Here is a 14,152-nt window from a genome sequence, read left to right on the forward strand (position 1 = left end):
GACCACGTGTCTCGCTCCGTGGAGTCCGGAGATCTCCGGATCTGGTCGCCGCGGGGTACGGCTCATGATCCTTGAGGCTCTCCGCGCGGGCCCGGGAGCGCGCCCCGGGCCGAGGCCCGGCGCCGGCTCCGGACGGATCGGAACCGGTCAGTCCGTGTGCTGCGGGGCGGCCCCGGATTGTCCGAAACGCTCGCCCACCAGATCCCACACCGTATCGGCGAGGGCCTCCTTGGGACCGTACGGCACCGGGGTCTCGGAGCCGTCGGCCCCGAGGACGACGGCCTCGTTCTCCTCGGAGCCGAACGTCTTGCGCTCCCCGACCTCGTTGACGACGAGCAGGTCGCAGCCCTTGCGCCGGAGTTTGAGGCGGCCGTTGGCCAGGACGTCGTCCGTTTCGGCGGCGAAGCCGACGATCAGCTGATCCGGGCGGGCCCGGTCGGCGGAGATCTCGGCGAGGATGTCCGGATTGCGGACCAGGGTCAGCGGCGCCGGCTCCTGTCCGTCCTTCTTCTTGATCTTCCCGGCGGCGTATACCTCGGGGCGGAAGTCGGCGACGGCGGCCGCCATGACCACGGCGTCGGCGTCCGGCGCGGCTTTCAGGACCGCTTCGCGCAGCTGTACGGCGGTGCCGACGCGGATCACATCGGCGCCCGCCGGGTCCGCGAGCCCGGTGTTGGCCTCGATCAGGGTGACCCTGGCCCCCCGCGCGACGGCGGTGCGGGCGAGCGCGTACCCCTGCTTGCCGGAGGAGCGGTTGCCGAGGTAGCGGACGGGGTCGAGGGGCTCGCGCGTCCCGCCCGCGCTGATCACCACATGCCGCCCGGCCAGGTCCCGCTCGGCGCTCCCCCGCGCGAGCACCCGGCGGCACACCTCGAAGAGCTCGCCCGGGTCGGGGAGCCGACCCTTGCCGGTGTCGACGCCGGTGAGCCGCCCGACGGCGGGCTCCACGACGACCGCGCCCCGGCGTCGCAGCGTCGCCACGTTCTCCTGAGTGGCGGGGTGCTCCCACATCTCGGTGTGCATCGCGGGCGCGAAGACGACGGGGCAGCGCGCGGTGAGCAGCGTGTTGGTCAGCAGGTCGTCGGCGAGACCGTGGGCGGCCTTGGCGAGCATGTCGGCGGTGGCCGGCGCCACGATCACGAGGTCGGCGCCCTGTCCGATGCGGACGTGCGGCACCTCGTGGACGTCCGACCAGACCTCGGTCGAGACGGGGTGGCCGGAGAGCGCCGACCAGGTGGCGGCCCCCACGAAGTGGAGCGCCGACTGGGTCGGCACCACCCGGACGTCATGGCCCGACTCGGTCAACCGGCGCAGCAGTTCGCACGCCTTGTAGGCGGCGATACCGCCGCTGACCCCCAGAACGACCTTCGGCTTGGCCATCGGAAAACTCGCCTCTCCCCGCGCGCTGTCATCTTCGGACTGCGTGTGTGTACCCATGACACACCACAGGCCCGGCAGTCGCGCTGCCGGGCCTGTGGTGGAACGTATCGTCGCCTGCGAGGCTGCCTACTGGGCGGGGCCTTCGATGGCCTCGGAGGTCAGCAGGCCCGCGTTGATCTCACGGAGCGCGATCGAGAGCGGCTTCTCGTGGACGTGGGTGTCCACGAGCGGGCCGACGTACTCCAGGAGACCCTCACCGAGCTGCGAGTAGTACGCGTTGATCTGGCGGGCACGCTTGGCCGCGTAGATCACCAGGCTGTACTTCGAGTCGGTTGCCTCGAGGAGCTCATCAATCGGAGGGTTGATGATGCCCTCGGGCGCGGTAATGGAAGAGGACACTCTCTGCCTTCCGATGGGGATCGAAGATGTGAGCTGCGTGTATGACCGGTGAGTGGTGTGGGGGTCGGTCGCCGTCAGCGGCTGACGTCACACGTCTCGATCAAACAACTCGCACCAAGGCTAGCAGCTCGCGGGCCACGTCCTCGACCGAGGTGTTGACGAGCGTCGTATCGAACTCGGCCTCGGCGGCCAGTTCGACCTTGGCGGCGGTGAGTCGGCGCTCGATGACGTCGGGTGCCTCGGTGCCCCGGCCGGTGAGCCGGCGGACCAGTTCGTCCCAGCTCGGCGGCGCGAGGAAGACGAGCTGCGCTTCGGGCATCGACGCGCGTACGAGCCGGGCGCCCTGGAGGTCGATCTCCAGGAGGACCGGCTCGCCCGCTTCGAGGCGTTCGAGGACGGCCGCGCGCGGGGTGCCGTAGCGGTTGCCCGCGAACTCCGCCCACTCAAGCAGCTCACCGTTGGCGACGAGCTTGTCGAACTCCTCGTCGTCCACGAAGAAGTACTGCACGCCGTGGCGCTCGCCGGGTCGCGGCTTGCGGGTCGTCGCCGACACCGAGAGCCAGACCTCGGGGTGGACCTTGCGCATATGAGCGACGACCGTGCTCTTGCCGACCCCGGAGGGGCCGGAGAGCACGGTCAGCCGCGGACGTGCGTCCGGGGGTACGGGGGTGGTCCCCCGGGGTGTTGCTGCCATGCGGCGATTATTCCAGCTTCTCGGGCATGCCCGAGACGTCAGGCCCCCGAGCCGCCGAACTCGCGCTCGAGGGAAGCGATCTGGTTGGAGCCGAGCCCCCGCACGCGGCGGCTCTCGGAGATGCCGAGCCGCTCCATGATCTGCTTGGCACGGACCTTGCCCACGCCGGGCAGGGACTCAAGGAGGGCGGAGACCTTCATCTTCCCGATGACGTCGTTCTCCTGGCCCGACTTGATGACCTCGTGGAGGGAGGCGCCGGAGTGCTTGAGTCGATTCTTGACCTCGGCCCGCTCCCGGCGAGCCGCGGCGGCCTTTTCGAGCGCGGCTGCGCGCTGTTCAGGGGTAAGGGGCGGAAGAGCCACGCCTACGTCACCTCGGATGTCGAACTGTCGGATACGGACCGGTGCGGAACCTGATCGCTCCACACCAGGTGAGCAGCGTCCTCCGTACTCGCGCACGTGCTCGTCTGCTCTCGTCGGAGACTAGCGGCCAAGGCCGCTCCAGTCAGCGAGAACAGACGAAAAGTCCTGGTCAGCCTCAGCCGATCAGGACTTTTCAGGCAAAACACCCTTGTTTTGCGTAAGGAATTTGTCAACGTTCCGTGTGCAGGTAGCCCGGGGCGCCCCCCGGCGGGGCGGTTTCGCCGTTCCGCGGGGCCGTTCGGCGGGCGTTCCGGCACGTCCGGAGCGTGCGGCCCCGATGCGACGCATGTCACACCGGGAGCCGTGCCGGCTCACGTTCCGGAGACCGCCGCGCGGACCTCGTCGGCGTAGCGGGCCGCCGCGTCGCGCAGGGCGGCGACGTCCGGGCCGTGGCGCAGGACGCCGCGGCTGACGCTGGGCACCACGTTGCGCACGGCGGAGCCGAAGACACCGGGCAGATCGGCGGGGGTCGCGCCCTGGGCGCCGATGCCGGGGGCGAGCAGCGGGCCGTTGATGTCGAGGTCCACCCCGGCGTCGCCGAGCGTGGCGCCGACGACCGCGCCGACCGAGCCGAGCGGCGAGGCGCCCTCGTTCTCGGCCTTCATGTGGTCCAGCATCAGCTGGGCCAGCGGACGCCCGTCGGCCGCGGTCGAGCGCTGCACCTCGGCGCCCTCCGGGTTGGAGGTGAGGGCGAGCACGAAGACGCCCGAGCCGGACTTGGCGGCCAGGTCGAGCGCCGGGCGCAGTGAGCCGAAGCCGAGGTACGGGGAGACCGTGACCGCGTCCGAGAAGAGCGGGGAGGCCGGGTCCAGGTAGGTGGCCGCGTAGGCCGCCATGGTGGAGCCGATGTCTCCGCGCTTGGCGTCCATCAGGACCAGGGCCCCGGCCGCGCGGGCCTCCTCGACGGCCTTCTCCAGGACGGCGACGCCGCGCGAGCCGAACCGCTCGAAGAACGCCGACTGCGGCTTGAGCAGGGCCACCCGGTCGGCGAGCGCCTCGACCGTGGTGCGGGTGAAGCGCTCAAGGCCCGCGATGTCGTCGCTCAGGCCCCAGTCGGCGAGCAGCGACGCGTGCGGGTCGATGCCCACGCAGAGCGGGCCGCGGGTGTCCATCGCCTCGCGCAGGCGGGTACCGAAGGGGGTCATGCGGCGGCCTTCTTCCGGGTCTCGGCGCCGACGGCCTCGGCGAGCGTTGCGTACGGGGAGGTGGCGAGCCGGGCCGCGAGGCCCTTGTGGATCGCGCGGGCCCAGAAGGGGCCCTCGTAGATGAAGGCGCTGTAGCCCTGGACGAGGGTGGCGCCGGCGAGGATGCGCTGCCAGGCGTCCTCGGCGTTCTCGATGCCGCCGACGCCGATCAGGACGAGCCGGTCGCCGACGCGGGCGTACAGACGGCTGAGCACCTCCAGGGAGCGCTCCTTGAGGGGGGCGCCGGACAGGCCGCCGGTCTCCTTGACCAGCACGGCCGGGGACTTCAGGCCGAGCCCGTCGCGGGCGATCGTGGTGTTGGTGGCGATGATGCCGTCCAGGCCGAGCTCGAGAGCGAGGTCGGCGACCGCGTCGATGTCGGCGTCGGCGAGGTCGGGGGCGATCTTGACGAGCAGCGGGACGCGGCGGCCCGTGACGCTGCGGTCGGCGGCTTCGCGTACGGCGGTGAGCAGCGGGCGCAGCGACTCGGTGGCCTGGAGGTTGCGCAGGCCCGGGGTGTTCGGCGAGGAGACGTTGACCACGAGGTAGTCGGCGTGCCGGGCGAGACGCTCGGTCGACTTCACGTAGTCGGCGGCGGCGTCGGCCTCGGCGACGACCTTGGTCTTGCCGATGTTCACGCCGACCGTCGTGCGGAAGACGGCCTTGCGGGCCGCCAGGCGCTCGGCCACGGCCGCGGAGCCCTCGTTGTTGAAGCCCATGCGGTTGATGAGCGCGCGGTCCGGCACGAGCCGGAAGAGGCGCTTCTTCGGGTTGCCCGGCTGGGGCTCGCCGGTGACGGTGCCGATCTCGATGTGGTCGAAGCCGAGCATCGACATGCCGTCGACCGCGACGGCGTTCTTGTCGAAGCCGGCGGCGAGACCGAACGGCCCGTGCATGCGCAGACCGAGGGCCTCGGTGCGCAGCTCCTTGTAGCGGGGGGCGAGCACGGCTGCGACGAAGGTCCGCAGGACGGGGACGCGGGCCGCGAGGCGGATCCAGCGGAAGGCCATGTAGTGGGCCTGCTCGGGGTCCATGCGCTTGAAGACGAGGGTGAAGAAGAGCTTGTACATGGTCGGTGTCCTCAGGGGCTCGGGGAGAGGGCTCATGAAGAGGGGGACACCGTTTCCGGTGTCCCCCTGCTTCCCCGTCTGCTAGTCGCGGGCCGCGGTCAGGTGTTCCGCGTGTTCCTGGAGGGAACGTACGCCCACGTCACCGCGGTTGAGGGCGTCGATGCCCTGGACGGCGGCGGCGAGCGCCTGGACCGTGGTCAGGCAGGGCACGGAGCGGGCGACGGCCGCGGTGCGGATCTCGTAGCCGTCGAGGCGGCCGCCGGTGCCGTACGGCGTGTTGACGATGAGGTCGACCTCGCCGTCGTGGATCAGCTGGACGATCGTCTTCTCGCCGTTGGGGCCTTCGCCCTCGCTGAGCTTGCGCACCACCGTGGCGCTGATGCCGTTGCGGCGGAGCACTTCGGCGGTGCCGGAGGTGGCCATCAACTCGAAGCCGTGGGCGACCAGTTCACGCGCCGGGAAGATCATCGTGCGCTTGTCCCGGTTGGCGACCGAGATGAACGCGCGGCCCTTCGTCGGCAGCGGACCGTACGCGCCGGCCTGCGACTTGGCGTACGCGGTGCCGAACACCGAGTCGATGCCCATGACTTCACCGGTGGAGCGCATCTCCGGGCCGAGCACCGTGTCGACGCCGCGCCCGTGCACGTCGCGGAAGCGGCTCCACGGCATCACGGCCTCCTTGACGGAGATCGGCGCGTCGAGCGGCAGCGTGCCGCCGTCGCCCTCCTTGGGCAGCATGCCCTCGGCGCGCAGCTCGGCGACGGTCGCGCCGAGCGAGATACGCGCGGCGGCCTTCGCGAGCGGCACCGCGGTCGCCTTCGAGGTGAAGGGGACGGTGCGCGAGGCGCGCGGGTTGGCTTCGAGGACGTACAGGATGTCGCCGGCCATCGCGAACTGGATGTTGATCAGGCCGCGGACGCCGACACCCTTGGCGATGGCCTCCGTCGAGGCGCGCAGGCGCTTTATGTCGTGGCCGCCGAGGGTGATCGGGGGCAGCGCGCACGCCGAGTCGCCGGAGTGGATGCCGGCCTCCTCGATGTGCTCCATGACGCCGCCGAGGTAGAGCTCGGTGCCGTCGTAGAGGGCGTCCACGTCGATCTCGATCGCGTCGTCGAGGAAGCGGTCGACCAGGACCGGCCGGGTGGGGCTGATCTCGGTGGACTCGGCGATGTACGAGGACAGCCGCTCCTCGTCGTACACGATCTCCATGCCGCGGCCGCCGAGCACGTACGACGGGCGTACGAGGACGGGGTAGCCGATCTCGTCGGCGATGGCCTTGGCGCCGGCGAAGGTGGTGGCGGTGCCGTGCTTGGGCGCGGGCAGGCCGGCCTCGGCGAGCACCTGGCCGAAGGCGCCGCGGTCCTCGGCGGCGTGGATCGCCTCGGGCGAGGTGCCCACGACGGGGACGCCGTTGTCCTTGAGCGCCTGCGCCAGGCCCAGCGGGGTCTGGCCGCCGAGCTGGACGACGACGCCCGCGACCGGGCCCGCGAGGGTCTCGGCGTGGACGATCTCCAGGACGTCCTCCAGGGTGAGCGGCTCGAAGTACAGCCGGTCGGAGGTGTCGTAGTCGGTGGAGACGGTCTCCGGGTTGCAGTTGACCATCACGGTCTCGTAGCCGGCGTCGCTCAGCGCGAAGGAGGCGTGGACGCAGGAGTAGTCGAACTCGATGCCCTGGCCGATGCGGTTGGGACCGGAACCCAGGATGATCACCGCGGGCTTCTCGCGGGGCGCGACCTCGCTCTCCTCGTCGTAGGAGGAGTAGAAGTACGGCGTCTTGGCGGCGAACTCGGCGGCGCAGGTGTCGACCGTCTTGTAGACCGGGCGCACGCCGAGGGCGTGCCGGACCTCGCGCACCACGTCCTCGCGCAGACCCCGGATGTCGGCGATCTGGGCGTCGGAGAAGCCGTGGCGCTTGGCGTCGGCGAGCAGCTCGGGGCCGAGCTTGTCGGCGGCGGCCAGCTCGTCGGCGATCTCCTTGATGAGGAAGAGCTGGTCGACGAACCAGGGGTCGATCTTCGTGGAGTCGAAGACCTCTTCCTGGGTGGCGCCCGCGCGGATCGCGTACATGACGGTGTTGATGCGGCCGTCGGTGGGGCGCTTGGCCTCCTCCAGGAGGCTGGCCTTGTCGCCGACGGGGCTCGTGAAGTCGAACTGCGAGCCCTTCTTCTCCAGGGAGCGCAGCGCCTTCTGGAGGGCCTCGGTGAAGTTGCGGCCGATCGCCATGGCCTCGCCCACCGACTTCATGGTGGTGGTGAGGGTGGAGTCGGCGGAGGGGAACTTCTCGAAGGCGAAGCGCGGGGCCTTCACCACGACGTAGTCGAGGGTCGGCTCGAAGGAGGCCGGCGTCTTCTCGGTGATGTCGTTGGGGACCTCGTCGAGCGTGTAGCCGATGGCGAGCTTGGCCGCGATCTTGGCGATGGGGAAGCCGGTGGCCTTCGAGGCGAGCGCGGAGGAGCGCGAGACGCGCGGGTTCATCTCGATGACGATGACGCGGCCGTCGGCCGGGTCGATCGCGAACTGGATGTTGCAGCCACCGGTGTCGACGCCGACCTCGCGGATGATCGCGATGCCGATGTCGCGCAGCCGCTGGTACTCGCGGTCGGTCAGCGTCATCGCCGGGGCGACGGTGATCGAGTCGCCGGTGTGCACGCCCATCGGGTCGAAGTTCTCGATGGAGCAGACGACTACGACGTTGTCGTTCTTGTCGCGCATCAGCTCCAGCTCGTACTCCTTCCAGCCGAGGATGGACTCCTCCAGGAGCACCTCGGTGGTCGGCGAGAGGGTGAGGCCCTGACCGGCGATGCGGCGCAGCTCCTCCTCGTCATGGGCGAAGCCGGAGCCGGCGCCGCCCATGGTGAAGGAGGGGCGCACGACGACGGGGTAGCCGCCGAGGGTGTCGACGCCGGCGATGACGTCGTCCATGGTGTGGCAGATGACCGAGCGGGCGGACTCGCCGTAGCCGATCTTCTCCTTGACGGCCGCGACGACGCCCTTGAAGAGGTCGCGGTCCTCGCCCTTGTTGATGGCTTCGACGTTGGCGCCGATGAGTTCGACGCCGTACTTCTCCAGGACGCCCTGCTCGTGCATGGAGATCGCGGTGTTGAGCGCGGTCTGGCCGCCGAGGGTGGGCAGGAGGGCGTCGGGGCGCTCCTTGGCGATGATCTTCTCGACGAACTCGGGGGTGATCGGCTCCACGTACGTGGCGTCGGCGATCTCCGGGTCGGTCATGATCGTGGCCGGGTTGGAGTTGACCAGGATGACCCGCAGACCCTCGGCCTTGAGGATGCGGCAGGCCTGGGTGCCCGAGTAGTCGAACTCCGCGGCCTGGCCGATGACGATCGGCCCGGAGCCGATGACCAGGACGGACTGGATGTCTGAGCGCTTAGGCACGCTGGTCCTCCATGAGCTCTACGAAGCGGTCGAAGAGGTACGCGGCGTCGTGCGGTCCCGCGGCGGCTTCGGGGTGGTACTGGACGCTGAAGGCCGGCTGGTCGAGCAGCTGGAGGCCTTCGACGACCTGGTCGTTGAGACAGACGTGGGAGACCTCGGCGCGCCCGTAGGGCGTGTCGGAGATCCGGTCGAGCGGCGCGTCGACGGCGAAGCCGTGGTTGTGCGCGGTGACCTCGACCTTGCCGGTGGTGCGGTCCTGCACCGGCTGGTTGATGCCGCGGTGGCCGTACTTCAGCTTGTAGGTGCCGAAGCCGAGCGCGCGGCCGAGGATCTGGTTGCCGAAGCAGATGCCGAAGAGCGGCGTCCTGCGGGCGAGGACGGCCTGCATCACGGCGACGGGGCCGTCGGCGGTGGCCGGGTCGCCCGGGCCGTTGGAGAAGAACACGCCGTCGGGGTGGACGGCGTACACGTCGTCGGCGGTGGCGGTCGCGGGCAGTACGTGCACCTCGATGCCGCGCTCGGCCATGCGGTGCGGGGTCATGCCCTTGATGCCGAGGTCCACCGCGGCGACGGTGAAGCGCTTCTCGCCGATCGCGGGGACGACGTACGTCTGCTTGGTGGCGACCTCGGCGGCGAGGTTCGCGCCCTTCATCTGCGGGGCTTCCTTGACGCGGGCCAGCAGGGCCTCGTCGCGGACCCCCTCCCACGCGTCGCCGGAGAAGATGCCGACGCGCATGGCGCCGCGCTCGCGCAGGTGGCGGGTGAGGGCGCGGGTGTCGACGCCGCAGATCCCGACGACGCCCTGCTTGACCAGCTCGTCGTCGAGGGTACGGCGCGAGCGCCAGTTGGACGGCATGCGGGCGGGGTCGCGCACGACGTAGCCGGCCACCCAGATCCGCTGCGACTCGGGGTCTTCGTCGTTGACGCCGGTGTTGCCGACGTGCGGGGCGGTCATCACGACGACCTGGCGGTGGTACGACGGGTCGGTGAGGGTCTCCTGGTAGCCGGTCATGCCGGTGGAGAACACGGCCTCGCCGAAGGTCTCCCCCACGGCCCCGTAGGCGCGGCCGCGGAAGATGCGGCCGTCCTCCAGGACGAGTACGGCGGGAACCTTTGCGGCTCCCCGGGTGGAGGTCGTCATCGTGCGGCGCCTTCCGTCGTGGTGGTGGATGGTTCGGAGGTCTCGGAGGTCTCAGAGGTCTCAGAGGTCTCGGAGGTCTCGGAGGTCTCGGAGGTCTCGGAGGTCTCGGAGGTCTCGGAGGTCATGAAGTTGATGGCTTCGACCCAGGCCGGGTGCTGTTCGGCCCGGTCGGAGCGGAAGCCGGAGTCGATGAGCCGGTCGCCGTGGCTCCAGGTGACGATCAGCAGGCCGCCCTCGGTGAGGACCTTGCCCGCGATGCCCTTGTCGAGCCGGGCCCCGCGGAGCTGGGCGGCCGGGACGAAGAAGTCGTCCGCCCCGGGGCGTACGACGTCCAGGCCCGCGTCCGTCAGGGTGAGCTCGGCCTTGCTGCGGACACCGAGGCCGTGCGCCACGATGCGGTCGAGCCACTGTCCGGCGGTGGTGGAGCCGTGGTAGCGGCCGCTCAGCTCCAGTTTCGCCTCGCCCGGCGTCTCGGGCGCGGTGGGGAGCTCCGGGAGGTCGGACTGGAGGCGGCGGCGCCACTGCCAGCCCTGGCGCATCAGCCAGTAGACGAGCGCCACGAAGAGCGCGAGGCCGACGAGCCAGCCGATGCGTCCGCCCCAGTTGGTCACCTCGGCGGACTTCTCGTCGGCGGCCAGATTGATCAGTGGTGCGTACGTCACGCCAGCTTCCCGTCCACAAGCGTTGCCCGGCCCCGCAGGAAGGTGTGGGTGACGCGTCCGGGCAGCTCACGGCCCTCGTAGGGGGTGTTGCGGCTGCGCGAGGCGAAGCCCGCGGGGTTCACCTCACCACGGTATGCCGGATCGATGAGGGTCAGGTTGGCGGGTTCGCCTGCCGAGACGGGACGGCCGTGGCCCGTGGCCCGGCCGATCGCGGCCGGCTTGTGCGCCATGCGGTCGGCGACGCCGGCCCAGTCGAGCAGTCCGGTCTCGACCATCGTGTGCTGGACGACGGAGAGCGCGGTCTCCAGGCCGACCATGCCCATGGCCGCCGCCGCCCACTCGCAGTCCTTGTCCTCGTGCGGGTGCGGGGCGTGGTCGGTGGCGACGATGTCGATGGTGCCGTCGGCGAGCGCCTCGCGCAGCGCCATGACGTCCTTCTCGGTGCGCAGCGGCGGGTTGACCTTGTAGACCGGGTTGTAGGAGCGGGCCAGCTCGTCGGTGAGGAGGAGGTGGTGCGGGGTGACCTCGGCGGTGACGTCGATGCCGCGGGACTTGGCCCAGCGGACGATCTCGACCGAGCCGGCCGTGGAGAGGTGGCAGATGTGCACGCGGGAGCCGACGTGCTCGGCGAGCAGCACATCGCGCGCGATGACCGACTCCTCGGCGACGGCGGGCCAGCCGCCGAGGCCGAGCTCGGCCGAGACGACGCCCTCGTTCATCTGGGCGCCTTCGGTGAGGCGGGGCTCCTGGGCGTGCTGGGCGACGACGCCGCCGAAGGCCTTCACGTACTCCAGGGCGCGGCGCATGATCACCGCGTCGTCGACGCACTTGCCGTCGTCGGAGAAGACGGTGACGCCGGCTGCGGATTCGTGCATGGCGCCGAGCTCGGCGAGCTTCTTGCCTTCCAGGCCGACGGTGACGGCGCCGATGGGCTGCACGTCGCAGTAGCCGGACTCCTTGCCGAGCCGCCAGACCTGCTCGACCACGCCGGCGGTGTCGGCGACGGGGAAGGTGTTGGCCATGGCGAACACGGCGGTGTAGCCGCCGCTCGCGGCCGCCCGGGTGCCGGTGAGTACGGTCTCGGAGTCCTCGCGGCCGGGCTCGCGCAGGTGGGTGTGGAGGTCGACGAGGCCGGGCAGCAGGATCTGGCCCGTCCCGTCGACGACGGTCGCGTCCCCGGCTTCGAGCGCGGTACCGACGGCCGCGATGGTCTCACCGTCGATCAGGACGTCCTGGACGTCACCGCCGAGGACTTTCGCACCACGGATCAGGATCTTGCTCATGGTTACTTGTTCTCCGCATCGGTGGGACGGGCGTGGCTGACGGCGGGCTCGTTGCCGCCGAGCAGCAGGTACAGGACCGCCATACGGGTGTGGACGCCGTTGGCGACCTGCTCGACGACCGTGCAGCGCGCGGAGTCGGCGACCTCGGCGGTGATCTCCATGCCGCGGACCATGGGACCGGGGTGCATCACGATGCCGTGCTCGGGCATCTTGGCCATGCGCTCGCCGTCGAGCCCGTAGCGCCGCGAGTACTCGCGCTCGGTGGGGAAGAAGGCGGCGTTCATGCGTTCGCGCTGCACACGCAGCATCATCACCGCGTCGGACTTCGGCAGCACGGCGTCCAGGTCGTACGACACGTCGCAGGTCCAGTGCTCGACGCCGACCGGGAGCAGGGTGGGCGGGGCCACCAGGGTGACTTCGGCGCCGAGGGTGTGCAGCAGGTCGACGTTGGAGCGGGCGACCCGGCTGTGCAGCACGTCGCCGACGAGGGTGATGCGCTTGCCGGCCAGGTCCTGGCCGAGCGCGTCCTTGCCGACCAGGCGGCGGCGCATGGTGAACGCGTCGAGCAGCGCCTGGGTGGGGTGCTGGTGGGTGCCGTCGCCGGCGTTGATGACGGGCGCGTCGATCCAGCCGGAGGTGGCGAGGCGGTAGGGGGCGCCGGACGCGCTGTGCCGGATGACGACGGCGTCGACACCCATCGCCTCCAGGGTCTGGGCGGTGTCCTTCAAGGACTCGCCCTTGGAGACCGATGAGCCCTTGGCGGCAAAGTTGATGACATCGGCCGACAGGCGCTTCTCGGCGGCTTCGAACGAGATCCGGGTGCGGGTGGAGTCCTCGAAGAACAGGTTGCAGATGGTCCGGCCACGCAGCGCGGGCAGCTTCTTGATCGGCCGGTCGGAGACCCGGGCCATTTCCTCGGCGGTGTCGAGGATGAGGACGGCGTCGTCGCGGGTGAGGTCGGCGGCCGAGATGAGGTGACGCATCATCTGGGGTTCTCCAGGTGTGGTGGAGGTTTGGGCGTGCGGGCGCGCAGAAGCCGCCCGTACGGGCCGGTGGAGCCGTACGGGGGTGTGGGGAGCTACTGCTCGCCGGCCGGAGCGGTCTGCTTGACACCGAGCAGCACGGCGTCGCGGCCGTCCTCCTCGGCGAGCTGGACCTTGACCGTCTCCCGCAGCGACGTGGGGAGGTTCTTGCCGACGTAGTCGGCGCGGATCGGGAGTTCGCGGTGGCCGCGGTCGACGAGGACCGCGAGCTGCACGGCACGGGGGCGGCCGAGGTCGCCGAGCGCGTCGAGCGCGGCGCGGATGGTGCGGCCGGAGAAGAGGACGTCGTCGACGAGGACGACCAGGCGGCCGTCGATGCCTTCGCCGGGGATCTCGGTGCGGCCGAGCGCGCGGGCGGGCTTCATCCGCAGGTCGTCGCGGTACATGGTGATGTCGAGCGAGCCGACCGGGGTCGTGCGCCCGGTGATGCCTTCGAGCTTCACGGCGAGCCGCTCGGCGAGGAAGACACCGCGGGTCGGGATGCCGAGGAGCACCACGTCGTCGGCGCCCTTGGCGCGTTCGACGATCTCGTGGGCGATACGGGTCAGGACGCGGGCGATGTCGGGGCCTTCGAGAACGGGCCGCGCCGCATCGGGGTGCGCCGGATCTTGCGGGTCGTGCGGGTGCTGCGTGTCCATATGAAACGGACCTCCTTCTCCGCCTCACGGGACGGACCTTAAAGGACGTCGAAATTGCGTCACCAACCGTACCAGGGCCCGGGAGGCCCTCGATACCGGGGCACTCACTCGAACGGGTGAGAGCACCCCGACCATCGCCGTGACCTGTGGGGCCGCGCCCCACGCGGACCCTGTCACTCCTGCGGGGCGTGGGTGTGGACCATTCGGCTTGACGCGGCCAAGTAACGCTGCGTAACCTCACAGTGAGTTACAGCCGCGCGGCGGAGCCGCACGTTGTCACAGCGTCCGGGGAGCTATATGTCCAGCGAATACGCAAAACAGCTCGGGGCCAAGCTCCGCGCCATCCGCACCCAGCAGGGCCTCTCCCTCCACGGTGTGGAGGAGAAGTCCCAGGGCCGCTGGAAGGCCGTCGTGGTCGGCTCTTACGAGCGTGGCGACCGCGCCGTGACCGTACAGCGCCTTGCCGAGCTGGCCGATTTCTACGGGGTTCCGGTGCAGGAGCTGCTCCCGGGCACCACGCCCGGCGGGGCCGCCGAGCCGCCGCCGAAGCTGGTCCTCGACCTTGAGCGCCTCGCGCACGTGCCGCCGGAGAAGGCGGGCCCGTTGCAGCGCTACGCGGCCACCATCCAGTCGCAGCGCGGTGACTACAACGGCAAGGTCCTCTCGATCCGCCAGGACGACCTGCGCACCCTTGCCGTCATCTACGACCAGTCGCCCTCGGTCCTCACCGAGCAGCTGATCAGCTGGGGCGTCCTGGACGCGGACGCGCGCCGCGCGGTCGCCCACGAAGAAGGCTGACGCCCCTTCAGCAGAAACGTGCCGCCGGGCCCGGCGGGAGCATTCGCT

General features: G+C 70.6%; 13 protein-coding genes. 1 reads left to right on the forward strand and 12 read right to left on the reverse strand.

Translation table 11 applies throughout. From position 1 onward, the window contains the following. Positions 1-147: 147 nt before the first annotated feature. The 12 genes from coaBC to pyrR form a co-directional block, all read right to left on the reverse strand. On the reverse strand, positions 148-1,380 hold the full coding sequence (gene coaBC / locus AB0D31_RS31975; protein ID WP_362729615.1) for a bifunctional phosphopantothenoylcysteine decarboxylase/phosphopantothenate--cysteine ligase CoaBC: 1,233 nt from the start codon (positions 1,378-1,380) through the stop codon (positions 148-150). A gap of 126 nt (positions 1,381-1,506) precedes the next feature. After that, the gene (gene rpoZ / locus AB0D31_RS31980; RefSeq protein WP_005319902.1) at positions 1,507-1,779 is read right to left on the reverse strand and encodes a DNA-directed RNA polymerase subunit omega; all 273 of its coding nucleotides are present in this window, start codon (positions 1,777-1,779) and stop codon (positions 1,507-1,509) included. A gap of 100 nt (positions 1,780-1,879) precedes the next feature. Further along, positions 1,880-2,473: a guanylate kinase gene (gene gmk, locus AB0D31_RS31985; RefSeq protein ID WP_362729617.1), complete on the reverse strand. Its 594-nt coding sequence runs from the start codon at positions 2,471-2,473 to the stop codon at positions 1,880-1,882. A 38-nt stretch (positions 2,474-2,511) separates the two neighbouring features. Next, a complete protein-coding gene (locus AB0D31_RS31990) occupies positions 2,512-2,835 on the reverse strand; it encodes an integration host factor (RefSeq protein ID WP_053724505.1) in 324 nt (107 codons plus the stop codon). 371 nt (positions 2,836-3,206) lie between these two features. Continuing rightward, positions 3,207-4,040, reverse strand: a complete 834-nt coding sequence (gene pyrF / locus AB0D31_RS31995) for an orotidine-5'-phosphate decarboxylase (protein ID WP_362729619.1) — start codon at positions 4,038-4,040, stop codon at positions 3,207-3,209. Then, positions 4,037-5,149, reverse strand: a complete 1,113-nt coding sequence (locus AB0D31_RS32000; RefSeq protein WP_362729621.1) for a quinone-dependent dihydroorotate dehydrogenase — start codon at positions 5,147-5,149, stop codon at positions 4,037-4,039. Before AB0D31_RS32000 ends, pyrF begins: the two co-directional genes overlap by 4 nt. A gap of 81 nt (positions 5,150-5,230) precedes the next feature. Beyond that, positions 5,231-8,539: a carbamoyl-phosphate synthase large subunit gene (gene carB / locus AB0D31_RS32005; RefSeq protein ID WP_362729623.1), complete on the reverse strand. Its 3,309-nt coding sequence runs from the start codon at positions 8,537-8,539 to the stop codon at positions 5,231-5,233. Next, on the reverse strand, positions 8,532-9,680 hold the full coding sequence (gene carA / locus AB0D31_RS32010; protein WP_362729625.1) for a glutamine-hydrolyzing carbamoyl-phosphate synthase small subunit: 1,149 nt from the start codon (positions 9,678-9,680) through the stop codon (positions 8,532-8,534). The genes carB and carA overlap by 8 nt, the downstream gene beginning before the upstream one ends. Next, entirely contained in the window at positions 9,677-10,342 is a 666-nt protein-coding gene (locus tag AB0D31_RS32015; protein WP_362729627.1) for a hypothetical protein, read from the reverse strand. The genes carA and AB0D31_RS32015 overlap by 4 nt, the downstream gene beginning before the upstream one ends. Continuing rightward, positions 10,339-11,625 (reverse strand): dihydroorotase, encoded by a 1,287-nt coding sequence (locus tag AB0D31_RS32020; RefSeq protein ID WP_362729629.1) that lies wholly within the window; start codon positions 11,623-11,625, stop codon positions 10,339-10,341. The genes AB0D31_RS32015 and AB0D31_RS32020 overlap by 4 nt, the downstream gene beginning before the upstream one ends. A gap of 2 nt (positions 11,626-11,627) precedes the next feature. Next, on the reverse strand, positions 11,628-12,611 hold the full coding sequence (locus AB0D31_RS32025; RefSeq protein WP_362729631.1) for an aspartate carbamoyltransferase catalytic subunit: 984 nt from the start codon (positions 12,609-12,611) through the stop codon (positions 11,628-11,630). 92 nt (positions 12,612-12,703) lie between these two features. Beyond that, positions 12,704-13,306: a bifunctional pyr operon transcriptional regulator/uracil phosphoribosyltransferase PyrR gene (pyrR, locus tag AB0D31_RS32030; RefSeq protein WP_362729633.1), complete on the reverse strand. Its 603-nt coding sequence runs from the start codon at positions 13,304-13,306 to the stop codon at positions 12,704-12,706. 297 nt (positions 13,307-13,603) lie between these two features. Between pyrR and bldD the strand changes: the two genes are divergently transcribed. Further along, positions 13,604-14,104 (forward strand): transcriptional regulator BldD, encoded by a 501-nt coding sequence (bldD, locus tag AB0D31_RS32035; RefSeq protein ID WP_014044812.1) that lies wholly within the window; start codon positions 13,604-13,606, stop codon positions 14,102-14,104. The last annotated feature ends 48 nt before the right edge of the window (positions 14,105-14,152 follow it).

This window comes from Streptomyces sp. NPDC048361, assembly GCF_040651795.1.
In the GTDB taxonomy this organism is placed as follows: domain Bacteria; phylum Actinomycetota; class Actinomycetes; order Streptomycetales; family Streptomycetaceae; genus Streptomyces.